The sequence below is a fragment of the Mycoplana dimorpha genome, assembly GCF_003046475.1.
Classification (GTDB): Bacteria; Pseudomonadota; Alphaproteobacteria; order Rhizobiales; family Rhizobiaceae; genus Mycoplana; species Mycoplana dimorpha.
Genome location: NZ_PZZZ01000006.1, coordinates 92563 through 112551, shown reverse-complemented (window position 1 = coordinate 112551; position 19989 = coordinate 92563). Strand labels below are relative to the sequence as shown.

Annotated in this window: 19 protein-coding genes; 8 read left to right on the top strand and 11 right to left on the bottom strand. The window is 65.9% G+C overall.

All coding sequences use genetic code 11. The features are described 5' to 3' along the window. Position 1: 1 nt before the first annotated feature. The 3 genes from C7449_RS15240 to C7449_RS15230 form a co-directional block, all read right to left on the bottom strand. Positions 2-667 (bottom strand): amino acid ABC transporter permease, encoded by a 666-nt coding sequence (locus tag C7449_RS15240; RefSeq protein WP_108003755.1) that lies wholly within the window; start codon positions 665-667, stop codon positions 2-4. 68 nt (positions 668-735) lie between these two features. Further along, positions 736-1542, bottom strand: a complete 807-nt coding sequence (locus C7449_RS15235; RefSeq protein ID WP_108003754.1) for an ABC transporter substrate-binding protein — start codon at positions 1540-1542, stop codon at positions 736-738. Between the two features lie 163 nt (positions 1543-1705). Beyond that, on the bottom strand, positions 1706-3223 hold the full coding sequence (locus tag C7449_RS15230) for an aldehyde dehydrogenase (NADP(+)) (RefSeq protein WP_108003753.1): 1518 nt from the start codon (positions 3221-3223) through the stop codon (positions 1706-1708). A 125-nt stretch (positions 3224-3348) separates the two neighbouring features. On the opposite strand from C7449_RS15230, the gene C7449_RS15225 reads away from it, so the two are divergent. From C7449_RS15225 to C7449_RS15215, 3 genes are all read left to right on the top strand, one after another. Then, positions 3349-4386 carry an Ldh family oxidoreductase gene (locus C7449_RS15225; RefSeq protein WP_108003752.1) on the top strand — a complete coding sequence of 346 codons (1038 nt, stop codon included), beginning with the start codon at positions 3349-3351 and terminating at the stop codon, positions 4384-4386. Positions 4387-5090: 704 nt separating this feature from the next. Beyond that, positions 5091-6602, top strand: coding sequence for an APC family permease (locus C7449_RS15220; protein WP_108003751.1), 1512 nt, complete (start codon positions 5091-5093; stop codon positions 6600-6602). A gap of 11 nt (positions 6603-6613) precedes the next feature. Next, on the top strand, positions 6614-7108 hold the full coding sequence (locus C7449_RS15215; RefSeq protein ID WP_108003750.1) for a universal stress protein: 495 nt from the start codon (positions 6614-6616) through the stop codon (positions 7106-7108). A gap of 544 nt (positions 7109-7652) precedes the next feature. Here C7449_RS15215 and C7449_RS15210 read toward each other — a convergent pair. From C7449_RS15210 to C7449_RS15180, 7 genes are all read right to left on the bottom strand, one after another. Next, positions 7653-8615 (bottom strand): dihydrodipicolinate synthase family protein, encoded by a 963-nt coding sequence (locus C7449_RS15210; RefSeq protein ID WP_108003749.1) that lies wholly within the window; start codon positions 8613-8615, stop codon positions 7653-7655. Positions 8616-8728: 113 nt separating this feature from the next. Beyond that, positions 8729-9436 carry a GntR family transcriptional regulator gene (locus C7449_RS15205; RefSeq protein WP_108003748.1) on the bottom strand — a complete coding sequence of 236 codons (708 nt, stop codon included), beginning with the start codon at positions 9434-9436 and terminating at the stop codon, positions 8729-8731. Positions 9437-9561: 125 nt separating this feature from the next. Further along, complete coding sequence (locus C7449_RS15200; RefSeq protein ID WP_108003747.1) at positions 9562-10704, bottom strand: M24 family metallopeptidase; 1143 nt, start codon at positions 10702-10704, stop codon at positions 9562-9564. 160 nt (positions 10705-10864) lie between these two features. Next, a complete protein-coding gene (locus C7449_RS15195; RefSeq protein ID WP_108003746.1) occupies positions 10865-11626 on the bottom strand; it encodes an amino acid ABC transporter ATP-binding protein in 762 nt (253 codons plus the stop codon). After that, the gene (locus C7449_RS15190) at positions 11623-12303 is read right to left on the bottom strand and encodes an ABC transporter permease subunit (protein ID WP_108003745.1); all 681 of its coding nucleotides are present in this window, start codon (positions 12301-12303) and stop codon (positions 11623-11625) included. The genes C7449_RS15195 and C7449_RS15190 overlap by 4 nt, the downstream gene beginning before the upstream one ends. 304 nt (positions 12304-12607) lie before the next feature. Beyond that, entirely contained in the window at positions 12608-13381 is a 774-nt protein-coding gene (locus tag C7449_RS15185; RefSeq protein ID WP_108003744.1) for an amino acid ABC transporter substrate-binding protein, read from the bottom strand. Between the two features lie 223 nt (positions 13382-13604). Then, the gene (locus tag C7449_RS15180) at positions 13605-14048 is read right to left on the bottom strand and encodes a DUF1810 domain-containing protein (RefSeq protein ID WP_108003743.1); all 444 of its coding nucleotides are present in this window, start codon (positions 14046-14048) and stop codon (positions 13605-13607) included. Between the two features lie 213 nt (positions 14049-14261). Between C7449_RS15180 and C7449_RS15175 the strand changes: the two genes are divergently transcribed. Together C7449_RS15175 and lhgO are read left to right on the top strand one after the other, a co-directional pair. Continuing rightward, on the top strand, positions 14262-14996 hold the full coding sequence (locus C7449_RS15175; RefSeq protein ID WP_108003742.1) for an SDR family NAD(P)-dependent oxidoreductase: 735 nt from the start codon (positions 14262-14264) through the stop codon (positions 14994-14996). A 15-nt stretch (positions 14997-15011) separates the two neighbouring features. Beyond that, positions 15012-16205, top strand: coding sequence for an L-2-hydroxyglutarate oxidase (lhgO, locus tag C7449_RS15170; RefSeq protein ID WP_108003741.1), 1194 nt, complete (start codon positions 15012-15014; stop codon positions 16203-16205). 96 nt (positions 16206-16301) lie between these two features. On the opposite strand, the gene C7449_RS15165 is transcribed toward lhgO, so the two are convergent. Beyond that, positions 16302-16559, bottom strand: a complete 258-nt coding sequence (locus C7449_RS15165; protein WP_108003740.1) for a glycine zipper domain-containing protein — start codon at positions 16557-16559, stop codon at positions 16302-16304. 404 nt (positions 16560-16963) lie between these two features. On the opposite strand from C7449_RS15165, the gene C7449_RS15160 reads away from it, so the two are divergent. The 3 genes from C7449_RS15160 (at position 16964) to C7449_RS15150 (ending at position 19753) form a co-directional block, all read left to right on the top strand. After that, positions 16964-18061, top strand: a complete 1098-nt coding sequence (locus C7449_RS15160; RefSeq protein ID WP_108003739.1) for an RHE_PE00001 family protein — start codon at positions 16964-16966, stop codon at positions 18059-18061. A gap of 244 nt (positions 18062-18305) precedes the next feature. Further along, positions 18306-19010 carry an SDR family oxidoreductase gene (locus tag C7449_RS15155; protein ID WP_108003738.1) on the top strand — a complete coding sequence of 235 codons (705 nt, stop codon included), beginning with the start codon at positions 18306-18308 and terminating at the stop codon, positions 19008-19010. 128 nt (positions 19011-19138) lie between these two features. Continuing rightward, a complete protein-coding gene (locus C7449_RS15150) occupies positions 19139-19753 on the top strand; it encodes a DUF922 domain-containing Zn-dependent protease (protein WP_108003737.1) in 615 nt (204 codons plus the stop codon). Positions 19754-19989: the final 236 nt, after the last annotated feature.

Below are 19989 nucleotides of genomic sequence, written 5' to 3'. Positions count from 1 at the left end.
CTCAGTAGCGGAACATGCGCGAGGCAAATGCCCGGGCGGCCAGGGTGACGGCCTTGGCGATGACGTAGTAGATCACCGCGGCAATCGCGAAGAACTCGAAGGTGCGGAACGAGCGGGCGTTCAGATCCTGCGTAACGCCGGTGAGATCGGTGTTCATGCCGACGGTGACGCCGAGCGAGGTCATCAGGATCGCCCAGACCATCTGGTTGGTGACCGGCAGGAACGCGATGCGCAGCATCTGCGGCATGACGATCAGCCGGAACGCCTGCAGCGAGCTCATGCCGAGCGAGCGGCCCGCGCGCGTCTGGGTGTCGGGGATCGCCTTGAGCGCGCCACGGAAGTTCTCCGCCAGGTAGCCCGCATTGTTGAAGACGATGCCGACCAGAAGTGACGTGAAGGGGCTCAAGTGGATGCCGAAACTGCCAAGGCCGAAATGGGCCATGTAGATCTGGAACAGGGCCGGCGTGTTGCGGGCGATCTCGACCCAGGCGGTGGCGAAACCGCTGAGGATGCGGTTGCCCGACATCCGGAAGAGCGTCAGGATGATGGCGATCACCAGGCCGATGGCCATGGACAGGAGCGCGATCTGCAGCGTCACCAGGGCGCCGTCGAGCATCTGCGGCAGAGCCTTGAGCGCCTGCTTCCATTGAAAGGTGTAGCTGAACATTACCGTCTCACCTTGCGAAGGATCAACGGCGCGAGGTCGTGCCTCGCGCCGTCGGGAAAACGGTCAGATTAGCGGTAGACACCGTTAACCGACAGGGACGGCAGTTCGCCGCCAACCCACTTTTCGTAGAGCTCGGCGTAGCGGCCGGTGCGAACCTGCTGGTTGATGAACAGGTTCAGGTAGTTGATCAGGCCGTACTCTTCGCGATTGGTGAAGAGGGCGACATAGTCGATGTCAAACGGCGCCTTGCCGACCACCGAGATGCCGGAAAACTTGCCCGACTTGACGTTGGACTGTGCCACGGTCGAGGTGGAGACGGTGGCGTCGATCTGGCCCTGGCTGAGAGCGAGGAACACGTCGGCCTGCGTCTGGTAGGGACGGAACTCGCCCACACCCCATTCCTTGACCTGCTTTTCGAGCGCGATCGCCTCGAAGGTGCCGGCGGTGGCACCCACGGTCTTGCCCTTCATGTCCTCGAAGGACTTGACGCCCGACTTGTCGTTGGCGGTTACCGCCATCTCGAAGGCGAAGTAGGGGATCGTCATGCCGACGGTCTTGGCGCGCTCCAGCGTGTCGGAGGTCGAGGCGACGCCGACGTCGACGCGGCCGGACATCAGCGCCGGGATGCGCTCGGGGAACGGCGTCTCGACGATCTCGGCGGTGACGCCAAGCGCCTTGGCCAGATCGTTGCAATAGTCGACGTCGAAGCCGATCGGGTTGTTGTTCTCGTCGCGCGAGCCCATCGGGGGGAAGTCTAGCACTACCGCGCAGCGCAGCGTGCCGGAGCCGATGATGTCGTCCAGCTTGTCGGCCTTGGCCGGGGTCGTCAGGACGGTGGTGGCCAGGAGGCCGATGGCGAGGACCTGGGTTTTCATTACTCTCTCCCTGCGTTGGTCTGGTGAATGGCGGACATCACTATTCGGGTTGGCAGACACAATCAAATTAAAAATACAAGTCGTATACAAAAAGAATTCAGGTATGCCGATCTTGCATGGCCTGGGGCTTTCCCGTGGGAAAGCCCCATTCCGGCAGCTTTACTCAGCCGAGGAATTCGGTAGGCAGCAGGCCTTCCGGGAAGTTCTGGTAGGCCACCGGGCGCAGGAAGCGGCGGATCGACATGGTGCCGACGCTGGTCGCGCCGAAGTTGGTCGAGGCCGGATAGGGGCCTCCATGCACCATCGAGTCGACGACTTCAACCCCGGTCGGGAAACCGTTGACCAGAACGCGGCCAGCCTTGCGCTCGAGGACCGGGCGGAGGCGGCGGGCGGCGTCCAGATCGGCGGCGTCCATGTGGATCGTCGCCGTCAGCTGCCCCTCGAAGCCGCGGGCGAGCTGCTCCATCTCGTCGAGCGAACCGACGCGGACGACGAGACCCAGCGGCCCGAACACCTCTTCGCCCAGCGCGTGGTCGGCGAGGAAGCGCTCACCGGTCGCCTCGAACAGGTTCGGCGAGGCGTCGCGGCCGTTCGAGTCCGTCGTCAGCAGCGGCTTGACGGTGTTGCGCTCGGCCAGCCGGGCCCGACCGTCGTGGTAGGCCTTGGCGATGCCGTCGGTCAGCATCGTCTGCGGCTGCACCTTGCCCAGCGCCTCGACGGTGGCGGCGGTGAAGCGGTCGGCATCGGCGCCCTCGATCACCACTGCGATGCCCGGCTTGGTGCAGAGCTGGCCGGCGCTGCCGGTCATCGAGCCGGCCCAGCCCTGGCCGATGGTCTCGGCCCGCGCCTTCAGCGCTTCCGGCAGCAGGAACATCGGGTTGACCGAGCCGAGCTCGCCGAAGAAGGGGATCGGCTCGGGGCGTGCGGCGCAGAGATTGAACAGCGCACGGCCGCCGGCCAGCGAGCCGGTGAAGCCGACCGCCTTGATCAGCGGGTGCTGCACCACTGCCTCGCCGACCTGGCGGTTGCCGCCCTGGATCAGCGAGAAGACGCCCGGGTGGACGCCGGTCTTGCGGATCGCCGCCTCGATCGCCTCGGCGATGATCTCGCCGGTGCCGGGATGGGCCGAGTGCCCCTTCACGACGACCGGGCAGCCGGCCGCAAGCGCTGCGGCGGTATCGCCACCGGCCGTGGAGAAGGCGAGCGGGAAGTTCGAGGCGCCGAAGACGGCGACGGGACCGACCGGCCGCTGCACGAGGCGGATTTCCGGCCGCGGCGCTGGCTGGCGGTCGGGCAGGGCAGCGTCGACGCGGCGGTCGAGGTAGTCGCCCTTCTCGATGTGGTCGGCAAACAGGCGCAGCTGGCCGGTGGTGCGGCCGCGTTCGCCCTGCAGCCGTGCAACCGGCAGGCCGGTTTCCTGGGTGCCGATCTCGGTGATCGCCTCGGCACGGGCCTCGATTTCATCGGCAATGGCGCGCAGGAACGCGGCCCGCTCGGCCCGGCTGGAATAGCCGTAGCTCCAGAAGGCCTCCTCGGCGGCCTCGCAGGCGCGGTTCACCAGTTCCACGGTGCCGATGGCGTATTCGTGCGACGGGCCGTGCGCCGGCGTCGACGCGAAGGTGCCTGCGCCATCGAGCCATTCGCCGGCGACGAGGTGTTTTCCTTTGGGGGTGAAAACCATCCTTTGATCCTTTCTTCGGAAGGCCCGGAAGGGGCCGAGTTTGCACTGCCTCGATTTTTGTATACTCTGTGTATGCAAAACATCAACCACCGACCACGCCGGTCGGGCAGCAGACGAGAGACGAGATGAGCGAGACTACCACCCTGACGATCACGGCGTTGCAGGAGCGCGTCGAGGCGATCTTCCGCAAGGCCGGACTTAACGCCGTCCAGGCTGGCGCGGTCGCCCGGGTGATCGTGGCCGGGGAGCGCGACGCCTGCAAGTCGCATGGCATCTACCGGATCGAGGGTGCCCTGCGCACGGTCAAAGCCGGCAAGGTGAAGCCGGACGCGGTTCCGGAGCTTCTACTGACGGAAGGATCCGCGATCGTCAAGGTCAATGCGCAGGGCGGCTTTGCAAACCCGGCCTTTGAACTCGGCGTGCCGGCGCTGGCCGAACGGGCGCGCAAACTGGGCATCGCCGCCCTCGTCATCAACGATTGCACGCATTTCTCGGCGCTCTGGCCCGAGGTCGAGGCGCTGACGGAGCAGGGGCTTGCCGGCATCGTCATGTGCCCGAGCTATGCGACCGTGGCCCCCACCGGCGGCAACAAGCCGCTGCTTGGCACCAATCCCTTTGCCTTCGGCTGGCCGCGCAAGGGCACCTCGCCCTACGTCTTCGACTTCGCGACCTCGGTGGCGGCCCGCGGCGAGATCGAGCTGCACCGCCGGGCCGGCAAGAAGCTGCCGGAGGGCTGGGCGATCGACGCGGACGGCAATCCGACCACCGATCCGGAAGCTGCGCTGGCCGGCGCCATGCTGCCGTTCGGCGGCCACAAGGGCTCGGCGATCGGCACCATGGTCGAGTTGCTCGCCGGCATCATGATCGGCGACCTGACAAGCCCCGAAGTGCTCGACTACCTCGGAACCACGACGCTGTCGCCGTTCCATGGCGAACTGATCATCGCGTTCTCGCCGAAAGCCTTCGCCGCCGGTCGCCCCGGCGATCCCTTCGCGCGGGCGGAGGCGCTGTTCGAGGCGATCGTCGGCCAGGGCGCCCGCCTGCCGTCGCAGCGGCGCTTTGCCGCCCGCGCCTCCTCGCAGGCCGACGGCGTCGTCCTGACTGCCGCGGAGATCGAGCACCTCGACCGCCTGCTGGCGCTCGGACTCGACTCCATCGCGTAAAGCGCAACTTCCCGGCACCCGCGTCGACCTCCGGCTCTGATCAGGGCCGGGGGCTTTTTCGCGCGCCAGCGGAACGGGGAAGCGGGGAAAAGACCTCCGCAGCAGAGCCTGCGGATCCGCCGCGTCGCAGGCGTCCTTTTCCGTCATGACGGACTTGATGCTGCGTCGATCGAGCGCAAGAGCTTAAGCGCAGTTGGTTTCTAAGCCGCGGACTCGGCGCTGCTGGACCGCAGATCAGGTTCAGGATGACGACAGGACCAGCTGACTTCGCTGAAGCTCTGGCGCTCCAAGATACCTCATCAGATCCCCGTCTGATCGCGCTTCGGGTACGCGTCGACATGATGCGCTAAATTAGCGCGTCCTTCATTTTGCAGAACATTCAGACGGATGGCCGCCTTGCTGCCTTCTGCTGACGCAAGCTCACTGGCTGCTTGACAAGCAAGTTCGCCGGTGTTTCTCATTGGGGAAATTATTTGCCTGGCAGTATAATAAGAATCGGGGAAGTACGGCGTCCGGCCAGGCTTACTGGACGCTTCAAAAAGGAGAGAAACACCGCCTCAATCAACGGATTGCGGCTACGGAGCTTGCTGCCTTGCATCAAGCGCAAGCATTGGTTGAACGAACGCTCAATACCGGCATCGAGGAATAGTTCGCTTCACCGGGACCGTCCCGGGAAGCCAGGCGCTCATGACGGAGGTCATCGAATGAGCCAGACTGGATCAGAGGCATTAGACATTCTTGACTACGAACACGGCAATCTTCAGACCGGAACCAATTGGTGGGGAGCCTTTGTAATCGGTCTAGCAGGCACAATTCTCGTTACCGGAGCCGCGCCCGCCTTCCTTACGGTTTTCGGCGCTTCGTACATTCCCTTCATAACCTTCTTTACTCTCACCGGTGTAGCCCTCTGCCTGCTTCTGGCGGAACTTTCGGCGATGATGCCGGGACGCACCGGCGGTTCGCCCTCCTATGCCTATCCCGCCTACAAGGAGCGCTGGCCGCGCCTCGCGCCGCATGTCAACGGTATTACCGCCTGGATGTATTGGGTGGGCTGGATGCCGGTAGCACCGCTGAACATGATCCTGGCATCCTTCTACATCACCCACCTGTTCGGCCTCGATGCCACGCAAGGCATCACGCCGGTCAGCACCTTCATCCCGTACTGGACGCTCGCCATCACGGCCGTCGGCCTTTTGGTCCTGTCCATCCCGGCTTACCTGGGCATCCGCTTCGGCACGTCCATGGCAACGGTGCTTGCAGTGCTGTCGATGATCCCGCTGACCTTCCTGTCGATCGGCTTCATCTTCAACCCCGACGCAGCGAACTGGAGCGAACTTGCCGGTTTCCCGCATCTGGATGGATCGAGCTTCTTCAGTCCGATCGGCGGCTATCCGGCCTGGATGATGTATGTCGCCTATGCCTTTCCGCTTCTGTGGACGGTGATCGCCTATGAGGCGGCAGCCTGCTACATCGGCGAGTGCAAGCATCCCGGGCGCGACGCCAAGATCGCGATGACGCTCGAGGGCGGCTACGGCGTGTTCGTCTACACCATGCTGCCGATTTCGTTCGTCGTGGTGCTGGGCGCCAGTGCGATTTCGGATCCGGCGCTCGTCGATCCCAAGACCATGTTCGTCACATTCGCGAGCAACATCTTTCCGGGTGTGGCGGGAACTGTGATGGAATGGCTGATGGCCATCATGCTCATCATCGCACTGGTGCTTTCGGCATTGAACTCGCTCATGGGCTGTTCGCGCTCGCTCTACCAGATGTCGATCGACGGTCAGTTTCCGCGCTTCTACCAGCATCTCAACAAGCACCATGTGCCGGACCGCGCCATGATGACCAACGTGGGCGCAAGCCTGCTCATCGCGTTCATGGGCGGCGCGATCGAAATCTATTCCTTCTCGAATGTCGGCTATCTCGGTTCGTTCGTGCCGGTGCTCATCGCCTATTACCTGCTGCGCACGGACCGGCCGAACGTGCACCGTCCATTCCGGCTTCCAGAATACTTCAAGTATGTGGCGCTTTTCCTGGCTGCACTGTATTTCTTCGTATGGCTGGTCGGCGGCCTGATCTACTCCTTCATCGGAGGTCAGGCGATTTATTATTTCCTCGGCGTCGCCACCATCTTCATGTATCTGCCGCTTTACTGGTATCGCCTGTCGGAGGACCGCCGCGCCGGTTTCGCGCCAGCGATAGCGCCTTCCGGCAACTGAGGAGCATCCGGATGATCGGTGCTCTGTTCAGGCAACGGCAACCGCCCGACGACCGGCAGAACGTGAGAAGCGTGCTGGTGGCGTCGGAGGGGCGAAGGTTCACGCAGGACGTGATCGACCTGGCCGTGCGCATGGTTAGCCCGCAAGGCGGCCGTGCGCAGGTCATCACCGTGGCAAGGCTCTGGGGTACGAGCTTCGGCCTGCCCAATCCGGGTCTCCGCCCCAGCCGCCGCGAAATGGCCGAACAGGAGGAAAATATCCTCTGGGCGATTACGCAGCTGGAGAGCGCGGGGGTGGTGGCCGATGGTCACATCGTCACCACGCGCAATCCCTGCCGAAGCATACTGAACGAGGCAAGGCGCAAGGGGTGCGATGCGATCGTCATGGGCGCCGATCCCCGCCGCAGCTGGTTCATCGGCAGCATGATGTGGAGCCAGGAACCCTACCGGGTGCGCGGGCGCACCAGTGTTCCGGTCCACCTGGTGTGTCCGCAGGGTCGCGCCTGAAACTTCACCGCCGCCCGGCATGCCGGGCGGCGGCAAAACGTATTTGACTGGAAAATTTCCGCACCCGCTTCGACCTCCGGCTCTGATCGAGGGCCGGAGGTTTTCGGTCGGCCGGACGCCCGAATGCGCGGAAAAGGCCTTCACAGGAGAGCCCTGATTGCTGGCAAGCCGCCACCTTGCAACTGGCTTCCGTCATCCCGCTGGCCTTGGCAGGAGCCCTCCCGTCCGGAAAGTCTGGGATGTCCCGCTCGAAGGGTTGCCCTGACATACCGCCGACCTTGCAACACTCCGCTCAGTCATCCCGGACCTTATCCGGGATCCAGTTGCGTCGCGTCTGCGGTGCGGAGGAGCATTCTGCGCTCAAGGACTCGAGCGCGCTGGATGCCGGATCAAGTCCGGCCATGACGGGGGCGTTGAGTCCCGCGCCGAGAATTCCTCGGAAAAGGCCTCGGCAACAAAGGATTTCCCGCGGGAAAGCACTGCCGGCAAAAGAAAAGGCCCTCCCGTCGGGAGGGCCTTTTCGAAGGCGAAAGGTTCTAAGCGATCAGGGCTTGTACTTCTGGACCGCGCCCGGGAGCTTGCTCCAATCGGCATACCAGGTGTCGAACAGCTTGAGCTGGGCCTCGACATAGCCGCGCTGGCTCTCGGAGAGCGCGTCGGTCTCGTTGAAGTGCAGCGTGTATTCCTTGTCGCCCTTCAGCACCATCATGTGCTTGTAGTAGAGGACCAGGTCCGGGCCTTCGTCGAAGGAGGAGAGAACGGCAAGCGCCTGTTCCATCTCCATCGCGCGCTGGCGGGCTTCGGCGTCGCCGGCGGCGGCAGCGCGTGCCAGGTTGCACATGTGCAGGACTTCCTTCGGCAGGACGCAGCCGATGCCGGTGATGGCACCGACGGCACCGCAGTTGACGAAGCCCTGGAAGACGCAGGTGTCGACGCCGACCATCAGGATGACGTCGTCATCGCGGCTGGTGATGTGCTCGGCCGCATAGCGCATGTCGGCCGCACCGCCGAATTCCTTGAAGCCAATCAGGTTCGGGTGCTCGGCGCGCAGCGCGAAGAACAGGTCGGCGCGGGTGGCGTAGCCGTAATAGGGGCTGTTGTAGATGACCGCCGGCAGGTCCGGAGCGGCCGCCAGGATCGCCTTGAAGTGGTCCTTCTGGGCCGAGACGATCGAAGCGCGCGACAGGATGCGCGGGATGACCATGAGGCCGTGCGCGCCGACCTTCTGGGCGTGCGCGGCGTGGGCAACGGCCGTGGCGGTGTTGACGGCGCCGGTGCCGACGATGACCGGCACGCCGGCCTTGACCAGGCGCTCGACGCCTTCCATGCGCTGCGCGTCGGTCAGCAGCGGCCAGTCACCCATGGAGCCGCAATAGACGACGGCCGACATGCCCTTTTCGATCAGCTCCTTGCCCTTGCGGACCAGCGCGTCGAAATCGGGGGTGCGGTCGTCCTTGCAAGGGGTCATCAGCGCAGGGATGACGCCGGCAAAAATCTCGGTCTTCATATCAAAACTCCTCTGGACCATGGGTTGGAAGGGACCGGACGTGCCGGTTCCTTACCTTCGTGAAGGATCATAGCTCGCTGTATTTTATTTGTCGACAAGAAATCGACAGCGACTCACAGGGCCATGTCGAGCCGCTCCTGGCGGCTGAAAAGCGTCTGGATCTGGCGGACGATCTGCTCGGCGTGCGCCCTGGCCAGGCGATCGGCACCCTCGACGTCGCGGGCAGCGATGACGGCGATCAGCTCGGCATGCTCTTCCACGAAGCGCTGCGGGAACTGCTCCTCGTAGGATCGGTAGTAAAGGCGCAGTATGCGGCGCCCCTCGTCGAGGATCCTGCGGAACAGGCTGGTGAAATAGGGGTTGCGGCCGGCCTCCGCGATCGCCGAATGGAAGGCGGCATTGGTGGCGATCATCGCCAGCGCATCGTGCGCCTTCACTGCGGCCGCGTAGTCCTCGTGGAAGCGGCGGATCACCACGAGGTCCTCGGGCCGGTGGTACTGCGCTGCCAGCCGTGTGGTGACACGGTACATCAGCACCAGCGCATCGAAGAAGGTGTGCAGGTTCAGGAAGTCGATGTTTGACACCATTGTCGAGCGGTTGGGCAAGGTCTCGATCAGGCCTTCGCCGGCCAGCCGCACCAGCGCCTCGCGGATCGGGGTGCGCGACATCTTGAACCGCTCGGCCAGCTGCACCTCGTCGATAGGGCTGCCCGGCGCAAGCTTCAGGTCAATGATCTCGTCGCGCAGCAGGTCATAGACCATCCTTGCGCCGGAGCCGCGCTTGCGCTCGGGAAGGTCGGAATCGGAATCCAAATCGGTCATGGGCAATCCTTTGTCGACAAAATGAATACTTCAATTCACACGTCGAATCAACAGCTTCCGGCTCTTCCAGCTCGGCGGCGCCCGTGTGGCGCCGCAATCCTGAGAGGAGGGACGGCCGCCGGGCCTCACGCGAAGGGCTCGGCCGGACCCTTTGCAGGCGCGGTGAACCATGCCGGCCCGCTCGCCGTCATGTGGATATGGTCTTCCAGACGGATGCCGAAGCGGTCCGGGAAGACGAGCATGGGCTCGACCGAGAAGCACATGCCTTCGGCGAGCGGCACGTCGTTGCCGCGGACGATATAGGGCTCCTCGTGGATTTCCAGGCCAAGCCCGTGACCGGCGCGGTGCGGCAGGCCCGGCAGCCGGTAGTCGGGACCGAGCCCGTGGCGGACGAGCGTGGCGCGCGCAGCGTCGTCGAGGCTTGCGCAGGGGGCACCGATGCTGGCTGCGTCGAACACCGCCTGCTGGGCCTCCCGTTCGATCGCCCAGGCGCGGGCGAACTCCGCAACAGGCTCGTCGAGCACATAAGTACGTGTCAGGTCGGAATGGTAGCCGTCGATGCGCGTTCCGGTATCGACCAGGATGACGTCGCCGGCGGCCAGCGTCTGCTCGCCATCGGCGCCGTGCGGCAGCGCGGTCGCGGCGCCGAAGGAGACGATGCAGAAGGTCGAACCCTCCGAGGCGCCGAGCGCCCGGTGCTGCTCGTCGATGTAGCGCACCACCTCGGAGGCGCGGATGCCCGGCTTCATGATGGCATGGGCGCGCTTGTGCACCTCCAGCGTCAGCCCCATGGCGTACTCGATGATGGCGATCTCGGCCGGCGACTTGCGAAGGCGCAGGTTGCGGATAAGCCGGCCGCCGTCGGCGAGCCGTTCCTGGCCGAGGCTTGCAGCCAGCGCGTGATAGGCAAAGAGCGGCAGCGCGTCGTCAAGCGCCAATTTCCCGTTCGGCCCGAGCAGCGATGCCACTAGGCTAGTGGGGCTTTCCTCTTCTTCCCAGGTGGCGATGTCGCCGGGCAGGTGCGGCAGCGTCTCGACGCGGCTCATCTCGAAGGCCGGCACGACATAGGTCAGCGTGGTCGGGGTGACGAGCGCGCCGAGCAGCCGCTCGCTCTGGTGCCAGACGAGACCGGTGAAGTAGCGCAGGCTCTCGGTCGAGCCGAGCAAGACCCCTGCGAAGCCGGCGACCAGCATGTCGTCGCGCAGCCGCTGCAGCCGGGCCTGCCGTTCCACGTCGGTGATGAATTGGGGCGGTGTTGGAAAAGACATGGCGGCTCCGGTCCTGGTTCGACGGCAAGAGATCGGCATCGACCGATCGCGCCGGGTGAGCCGGCGGCGGTACAGATTATTTCCTTTGTGGGCAATTTGTCGACAAGAAATACGGCCCGCGCCGGACCTTGAAATAATGCGGGCCGCGGCCCGTCATCTCTCAGATCTCGTAGTCGGCGGTGACGTTCAGCGAGGCGATGAAGCGTTTGGTGCGCTCGCGCTCGGGCCTGGAAAAGATCTGCGCCGGCGGGCCGCTTTCGACGACCACGCCGCCGTCGAGGAAGACGACCTTGTCGGCGACGCGCGAGGCGAGGCGCAGGTCGTGCGTCGCCATCATCATCGTCGTGCCCTCGCGGGCCAGCCGCCCGAGCACGTCGACGACCTCCTCGGCGAGTTCCGGGTCGAGCGCCGAGGTCGGCTCGTCGCAGAGCAGCACGCGCGGGGAGGGGGCGAGCGCGCGGGCGATCGCCACGCGCTGCTGCTGGCCGCCCGACAGCGTTGCCGGCCAGGCGTCGGCCTTGTGGGCCATGCCCACCTTTTCGAGCAGTTCCATCGCCCGCGCCCGCGCCCGCTCGGCCGGCCATTTCAGCACGGTCACCAGCCCTTCCATGACATTCTCGATGGCGGTGCGATGCGGAAAGAGCTGGAAATTCTGGAAGACCATACCGGTCTGCCGGCGCAGGCGCTGAATCTCCGGCCAGCCGGTCTTGCCGCCCGGCGAGAACGACAGCGCCTCCTCGCCGATCCGCACCGTGCCGCTCGTCGGGATCTCCAGAAGGTTGACGCAGCGCAGGAGCGTGCTCTTGCCGCCGCCGGACGGGCCGACCAGCGCCGTCACCGAACCCTCGGGCATCTCGACGCTGACGTCCTTCAGCACGAGGTTGTCGCCGAAGCGCTTCTCGATGTGGTCGAGAACGATCATGCCCGCGCCTCCAGGAAGCCGCCGTAGCGGGAAAAGCGTTTCTCCAGCCGTACCTGCAATGCCGACAGGACCGAACTCATGGCGAGGTAGATCAGCGCCGCCTCGATGTAGAGGATCAGCGGTTCGTAGGTGGTGGCGACGATCCGCTGTGCGGTCTGGAACAGCTCCGGCACGGTGATCGCGGCGGCCAGCGACGTGTCCTTGACGAGCGAGATGAAGGTGTTGGACAGCGGCGGCACGGCGGTGCGGCCGGCCTGCGGCAGGATGGTGCGGCGCATCGCCTGGCCCCAGCTCATGCCGATCGAATAGGAGGCCTCCCACTGGCCGCGCGGCACCGAGGCGATCACCGCCCGGATGATCTCGGAGGTGTAGGCGCCGACGTTTAGGGTGAAGCCGATCAGCGCCGCCGAAAACGCATCGAGCAGGATGCCGACGCTCGGCAGGCCGTAGAAGATGACGAAGAGCTGCACCAGCAGCGGCGTGCCGCGGATGATCCAGACATAGAAGCGCGCGATCGCCACGAAGGGTTTCGGCGCGAAAAGCCGGACGATCGCGACCAGTAGCCCGAGCGACAATCCGAAGGCGAAGGACAGCAGCGTCAGCGGGATGGTGAAGACGAGCCCTGCCCACAGGAGCGGGCCGAGCGAATCGATCATCAGTTGGAGCCAGTGCGGCAAGGGCGGTCCTCAAGTTGAGCGGGGCAGCTGTCCGCCCGGTAACGTCCGTGAAACTACCCCTCCCCAACCCCTCCCCACAAGGGGGGAGGGGCGGGAGCGCGATGTGCCATCCCCACCGGGCCGGCCGATCGGCAAGTCCGCAATTCGGACCGGCTCATGAGAGAGCCATTGGTCGCTCGTTTTTTCGGCGCACGTTCGGCAGTAGCGATGGTGTTGATGCGGCGAAGAGCCGTGGAAGATTGGCCCGCCCTCATCTGGGGAAGGGCCGGGGCGGAAACAGGCGCGCGCCGCGCGCCGTTGCCGGTTACTTAGATACGTCCTGGCCGAAGTACTTGTCGGCGATCTTCTGGTAGGTGCCGTCGGCCTTGATTTCGTCGAGCGCCTTGTTGATCGCCTCGACCAGCTCCGGCTCGCCCTTGCGCACGATGATGCCGGAATAGTCGGCATTCGGCTGCTCGGCGGCGATCTTCACGTTGGCGTCGGGCTTCTGCTTCTTGAAGTCGAGGTAGGAGAGGCTGTCGTTGATGGTCGCGTCTGCGCGGCCGGTCAGCACCAGCTGGATCGATTGGTCGAAGCCGTCGGTGCCGACGAGCTCGGCGCCGTTCTCCTGGGCGAGCTTGCCGAAGTTCGAGGTCAGCGACTGCGCCGACTTCTTGCCCTTCAGGTCGGCAAAGCCCTTGATGCTGTCGTCGTCGGCGCGCACGATCAGGACTGCCTTGGAGGCGATGTAGGGCTCGGAGAAATCGTACTTCTGCTTGCGCGCTTCGGTGATGCCGACCTGGTTGATCACCGCGTCGTAACGGTTGGCGTCGAGGCCGGCGATCAGACCGTCCCACTTGCCCTCGATGAACTCGGGCTTGACGCCGAGCTTCGCCGCCACCGCCTCGCCGATCTCGACATCGAAGCCGACGAGCTTGCCGGACGTGTCGTGATAGGTGAACGGGGCATAGGTGCCCTCGGTGCCGATCCTGATGGCACCGGCGGACTGGATCGCGGACAGGTTTTCACCGGCGGTGGCCGGAAGCAGGAAGGCCGCCTGCAGGAGGGTCGCGGCGGCAAGGGTCTTGAGCCAGGGCATGTCGTTCTCCGTTGCTGGTCATGATTTCGATGGACCCTAGATTGCAGAAATCTCCGCCCCGCGAAGCGTAGGAAACTGCGTCCGGAGCCGCGTTAGGCGAATATTTTTCCTTTCGGTGCAGAATTCTCAACTCCACACGCAAAACGATCCCCCGCAGCGATGCATTTCGCGTGCCCGGGCAGCGGTCCCACGACAAGGCCCGCGCGGCAAGGGCGATTTGCGGTTACAGACCCGGCCGCTGCGCCAGCAGCACCAATGTCCGGCCGTCCGTCTCCCCGCCGTAAAAGCGCTGCAGGGCCGCCTCGAACGGGGCGGGGTCGGCGGCGACCGCGGCAAACAGCGTCAGCGACGAGCGGAACTTCACGTCGTCGGGCGAGCCGAAGATCTCGTGGGCGGATTTCTCCGGCACCGACAGCACCGCCCTGACGCATTCCAGCAGGCGGGCGCCGAGCACGTCATCGGCGAGATAGGCGCGTGCCTCGGCGGCGGAGCCGATCGCGTAGCGTTGCGACATGGCTGACATGCCAAGTCCCTCGATCTGGGGAAAGACGAACCACATCCAGTGGCTCTCCTTGCGCCCGGCGCGAAGTTCCGCCAGCGCCCGCCGGTAGACGGGGTCCTGCGCCTCGCGAAAGCGGGACAGGTCGTGCTTCGACGTCGGCTCCATGGCAGCCGTCCCGTTAAGACCCACGCAGGATAGCACGGTTGCCGCCCGCCGGCACCAAGGGCACTTCGCACATTGACCGTCTCGCCTGTACCTCCCTGATTTCAACCATTTGCCGCATCGACAGCAGGCGCGTCCCTCCCTACAGTCGGGCGGTTTTCACCCCCGCTGGTGGGGTGGGCGCGACATGCTCACATGAAGATCGGAAATTCTGCCATGGCTACCGGATACATGCTCCTGACGGGCGCAAGCCGCGGGATCGGACACGCGACCGTAAAGCTCTTTCAGGAGCACGGCTGGCGCATCCTCACCGTTTCGCGCCAGCCGTTCTCGGAAGCCTGTGCCTGGCCGGCCGCCCGCGAAAGCCACATCCAGGCGGACCTTTCCGATCTCGGCCAGATTGCCGCCCTGGCGGCCACGGTTCGCGAGCGGCTGCCGGACGGCAAGCTGCACGCGCTCGTCAACAATGCCGGCATCTCGCCCAAGGGGCCGGGCGGAAGCCGGCTCGGCGTGCTCGCCTCCGACGCAGACACCTGGACGAAGGTCCTGAACGTCAACCTGATCTCGACGGCACTGCTGGCGCGCGAGCTTCTGCCCGAGCTCGAGGCCGCGCAGGGCTCCATCGTCAACGTCACCTCAATCGCCGGCTCGCGGGTGCATCCCTTCGCCGGCGTCGCCTACGCGGCCTCGAAGGCCGGCCTTGCCGCGCTCACCCGGGAACTTGCGCATGAATTCGGCCCGCGCGGGGTGCGCGCCAATGCGATCGCGCCCGGCGAGATCGAAACCTCGATCCTGTCGCCGGGCACCGACCGGCTGGTCGAGCAGGAGGTGCCGCTGGGGCGGCTCGGCAGCCCGCGCGAGGTGGCCCAGACGATCCATTTCCTCTGCGGTAGGGCCTCTTCCTACATCAACGGCGCGGAAATCCACATCAATGGCGGCCAGCATGTCTAGGTCGATGGAGGCGCGATGACATACGACTACTGCGTCATCGGTGGCGGGATCGTCGGCCTTGCGACGGCGATGGCGCTGCAGGAGCGCGAGCCGGGTGCGCGGCTGGTGGTGCTGGAGAAGGAAGCGGGACTTGCCCGCCACCAGAGCGGCCACAACAGCGGCGTGATCCACGCCGGTATCTACTACCAGCCGGGGTCGCTGAAGGCCCGCCTCTGTCGGGCCGGCGCCGAAGCGACCAAGGCGTTCTGCACCGAGTACCGCATCCCCTTCGAGACCTGCGGCAAGCTGGTGGTCGCCACCTCCCCCGCCGAACTTCGCCGCATGGAGGCGCTGGAGGAAAGGGCGGGGCAGAACGGCATCGACGTCCGGCGGCTTGATCGTGCCGAACTCAACAGGGCCGAACCCGCGGTCTCAGGCCTCGGGGCGCTGCTGGTACCGGCAACGGGCATCGTCGACTATGCCAAGGTCTGCGCGGCCATGGCGGCGCGCATCCTCGAGCGCGGCGGGACGATCCGGACCGGCGCCAGGGTCACCGCGATCTGCGAGGACGAGCGCGGCGTCCGGCTTGCAGCCGGCGTCGATACGTTGCGCGCCGGCCGGCTGGTCGCCTGCGCCGGCCTGCAGTCGGATCGCATCGCCTTAATGGCCGGCGTGCCGATCGAGCATCGCATCGTGCCGTTCCGGGGCGAATACTACACGCTGCCGCCGGCGCGCGCCAAGATCGTCCGCCACCTGATCTATCCGGTCCCCGATCCGGACCTGCCCTTCCTCGGCATCCACCTGACCCGCACGATCGATGGCGGCGTTACGGTGGGGCCGAACGCCGTCCTTGGCCTTTCCCGGGAGGGATATGCCAAGGGCAGCGCCCGCCCCGGCGACATGGCCGACATGGCCGCCTTTGCCGGCTTCTGGCGCATGGCTTGCCGCAACTGGCGCTCGGCGCTGTCGGAGTTCGGCAATTCGGTTTCTCGGAGCCGCTATCTGAAGGAGTGCCGCAAGTACTGGCCCGAGCTCGGCATCGCCGACCTCGGCCGGCCGGGCGCCGGCATCCGCGCCCAGGCGGTCATGCGCGACGGCACACTGGTTCATGATTTCCTGTTCAAGGAGACCGACCGGATGCTGCACGTCTGCAATGCGCCGTCGCCGGCCGCGACCTCGTCGATACCGATCGGTCGGATGATCGTGGACCGTCTGCTCGGTGCCGCATAGAGAGCATCGCGGTCGTTTTGAGAGGTGCAAAAAATTTCACCGGCGAGGCGCAGCCGCCCCTCGCCGGGAAAAAACCAATCGAGCCGCGTCTGCGACTTACGGGCACCGTGCGATGTAGCGGCGGCCGTAGCGGTCGCGGTAGTAGCACTGGCCGGGCCGGTCGGCGACATGGCCGATCACCGCACCGGAGACGCCACCGATTGCCGCTCCGACGGCGGCGCCGCGGACATTGCCGGTGACCGCCCCGCCGATGATCGCGCCCGACGCTGCCCCGATGCCGGCTCCTCTTTCCGTCGCGGTGCAACCGGCGGCGGCGAGTCCGAGCAGAACGAGTATGAGGGAAATTTTGGCCATTTTCGCTCCTTCCTGCCTCGTTGATAAATCACTGCCTGAAAATTCCGGTCTTGCCCGGCCCGTGTTCGAGTGTAATCCAGTCCAAACCGATTACAACCGGTCGTAGCCACGCCGACCCTCTCCAGCGGGCGCCGATCGCCCGCCCCGATATGGCAGCTGCAGCGTGTCCTTCCGCTGCTACAAGGCCAGAACTGCCAATCCGGGCAATCGGTTCCACGACCGATGCGAGCGCGCACCGACATCGGCCCGCATCCGTTGCGCTAACCCGGCCGTTCTGCGCCCTCCGGTCGCTTGCTGCCGCGCGGCAGCTTTCGGGTTCCAATGCTTGTCCGCGCGCCGGCGCGGACGTCCCGCAGGACGGCCGGCGCGTTGTCATCAGCGCGCGAGTCGGACATCGTCTGCCCATGCGCTACGACGTCGGCAAACTCGATCTCGGCAGCCTGCTCGTGCCCCTGTGCCGGGCCGGGGAGGCGCTGGCGCGGCTGGACGAGCGGATCGCCCGCTCGCCGATCGGCGAGGGCTTCCTGCAGCGCCAGCACTTCCATGACGCGGCGGCCTCGCTCTGGATCGACGGTGAACTCGTGCATGTCGAGGATCTGGTCCTGCACGACGCCCGCATGGACGTACGGGCGCCAAGCCATGAGCTGACGATCGCCCATGGCGTGCTGCGCGCCCGCCGGCAGATTCTTGCCGAGCCGCCGGGGTGGGCGCTCAGCCCAGCCGGTCTGGCCCACCTGCGCGGCCGGCCGGGCGCGGTGCCCGTGACGGAAGGCCCGTCAGCTGGCGGCGGCGTTGCAGCGGCGGCGGACGATGCGTCGGAGCCGGAAGCCGACGACGCCTTCGCCGAGATCGACGCGCTTCTTGCGCGCAGCCGCGCGGTGCTCGACGGGCTGGCGGAGCCCGTTCTTCGTCGTCACGGCCGCGAGCGCGATCCGTTCGTCTACGACGCCGACTGGGACGAGGACGAAAGGCTGGCGGAGTGGAAGAGGGTATTCTCCGACACGGCCGGCCTGCCGCCGGTGCTGCGGGCGGCGCTGCTGCTCGACGCCTGGAATGGGCTGCAGGTGCTGCAGCATGCCCCCTGGCTCGGTCGGCAGCTCGTCGCCGCGTTCCTGCGCGAGCAGGGAACGACGGGGGCGCATCTTCCGGCGGTCAATGTCGGACTGCGCGCCGTGCCGCGCGAGCGGCGCCATGCCGGGGACCGGCTGACGCGGCTGATGGCGATCCTGGAGGCCTTCGAACTGGCGGCCGAGCAGGGGCTGAAGACCCATGACCGGCTGGTGCTGGCGCGCTTGCAGCTGCAACGGCGCCTCGGCAGGAAGCGGGCACATTCGAAACTGCCGCGTCTGATCGACCTCGTCATCGCCAGACCGCTGGTGTCGGCCGGCATCATCGCCAGCGAGCTCGGCGTGACGATCCAGGGCGCGCTGGGGCTGGCGAACGAGTTGCAGCTGCGCGAGATCACCGGGCGTGAACGATACCGGGCGTGGAGCATCCTCTGACCGGCGGTATCGCGCGATTCCCCGCGCAGACCTAAATCGGCGGCGGAAGGCCGGCGTGCCCTACGTCACCGGTGTGCGATAGCGCAGATCCGGTCGGCCCCCGTTGACCAGCATCGTCCCTGATGGCGGCTGTGGGCGGAGCGCCGTTCCGCCTCGACCTTGCGCCGCACGCTGCTATCATCGCCGCCGATGATGGACCGGGACGCGCGGATGCGCGCGTGCCTTATGTAGGAAGGGCGGACCGATGGCAGTAGAAAAAGTGGCACTCATCACGGCAGGCGGCAGCGGCATGGGGGCGGCGACAGCCCGGCGCCTCGCCGCCGACGGCTATCGCGTCGCGATCCTCTCATCCTCAGGCAAGGGCGAGGCGCTGGCCAAGGAATTGGGCGGTGTCGGTGTCACCGGCTCAAACCAGTCGAACGACGACCTGAAACGGCTGGTGGATCAGGCAATGTCGGCCTTCGGCCGCATCGACGTGCTGGTCAACAGCGCCGGTCACGGGCCGCGCGGGCCGATTGTCGAAATCACCGATGAGGACTGGCACAAGGGCCTCGACGTCTACCTGATGAACGTCATCCGTCCGACGCGCCTCGTCACCCCGATCATGCAGGCGCAGAAGTCCGGCGCGATCGTCAACATCTCCACCGCCTGGGCCTTCGAACCCGCGGCGATGTTTCCGACGTCGGCCGTGTTCCGGGCGGGCCTCGCCTCCTACACGAAGATCTTCGCCGACACCTATGCGGCCGACAACATCCGCATGAACAACGTGCTGCCCGGCTGGATCGACAGCCTGCCGGCGACGGAGGAGCGCCGGACGAGCGTTCCCATGCAGCGCTACGGCCGCAGTGAGGAGATCGCCGCCACGATCGCGTTCCTGGCCTCGGAGGGCGCCGGCTACATCACCGGCCAGAACATCCGCGTCGACGGCGGGCTGACGCGGTCGATCTGACCGCCTCCGGCGGTGGGGCCTTCATTCTCCCATGGCGCAATATCGAGACGAGGCCGGCCGCTGCCGAACGGGTTGAGTGCGGCGCGGGCGCCCGTTAGGTTGCCGCCGTCAAGACATGGAGCTCCCCCGTGAAAGCAGCTGTCGTGCGGCGCGTCGCCGCCGCCCTCCTTTTTTGTGTGCCGGTCGCCAGCCGCGCGGAGTGGCGGGCGGTCGAGCAGGAAAAGACCTATGCGATCGCGGGGACGACCGGCATGGAGCTCTACCAGTCGATCGGCGAGCGCGGACCGAAGGTCCGGGGCAGTCGCGCTATCGCGTTCACCGATTTCAAGCTGACCTGGTCGCGCAAGTACGAGCCAAGGAACGGCGGCTGCGTGCTCGCCGCGGCGCGGCCGAACCTTACCATCACCTACATGCTGCCGAAGCCTGGCGAAAAACTGCCGGCACCGGTCCGTGCCAGATGGGAAACCTTCATGACCGGGGTCCGGGCCCATGAGCGCATGCATGGCGAGTTCATCAAGGACATGGTTCGGCAGATCGAGCAAGTTTCCGTCGGCCTCGCCGTGGCCAACGATCCGAACTGCAAGAAGATCAGGAAGGAGCTCACCCGTCGGCTGGGCCCGATCTCGCGTCAAAAGGGCCAGCGCGACGCCGACTTCGACCGCACCGAGCTGAAGAGCGGCGGCACAGTGCGCCGGTTGGTCGTCGACCTCGTCAACGACGGGCTGGGGCCGCTTCTACCTTAAAGCGCCGGCTGCGTTCGCCGCGATCCCGGCCACGCAAACGCCTGTTCCAGGACCAGCGCAGCCCGCCGTCGCGCGCCCAGGTCGCGGCCGGCGAGGGAGCTTTTTTGCGTTAAGAAACTGCTGCTGGCCTGGCCCTGGCCGAACCGGTCTCGGAATCTTCCACAGGCGCTGGCCGGAGCGCCCGCAAATTTCACAATCATCGCGGCTGCGCCTAATCAAGTATTTGATTTTTTTCA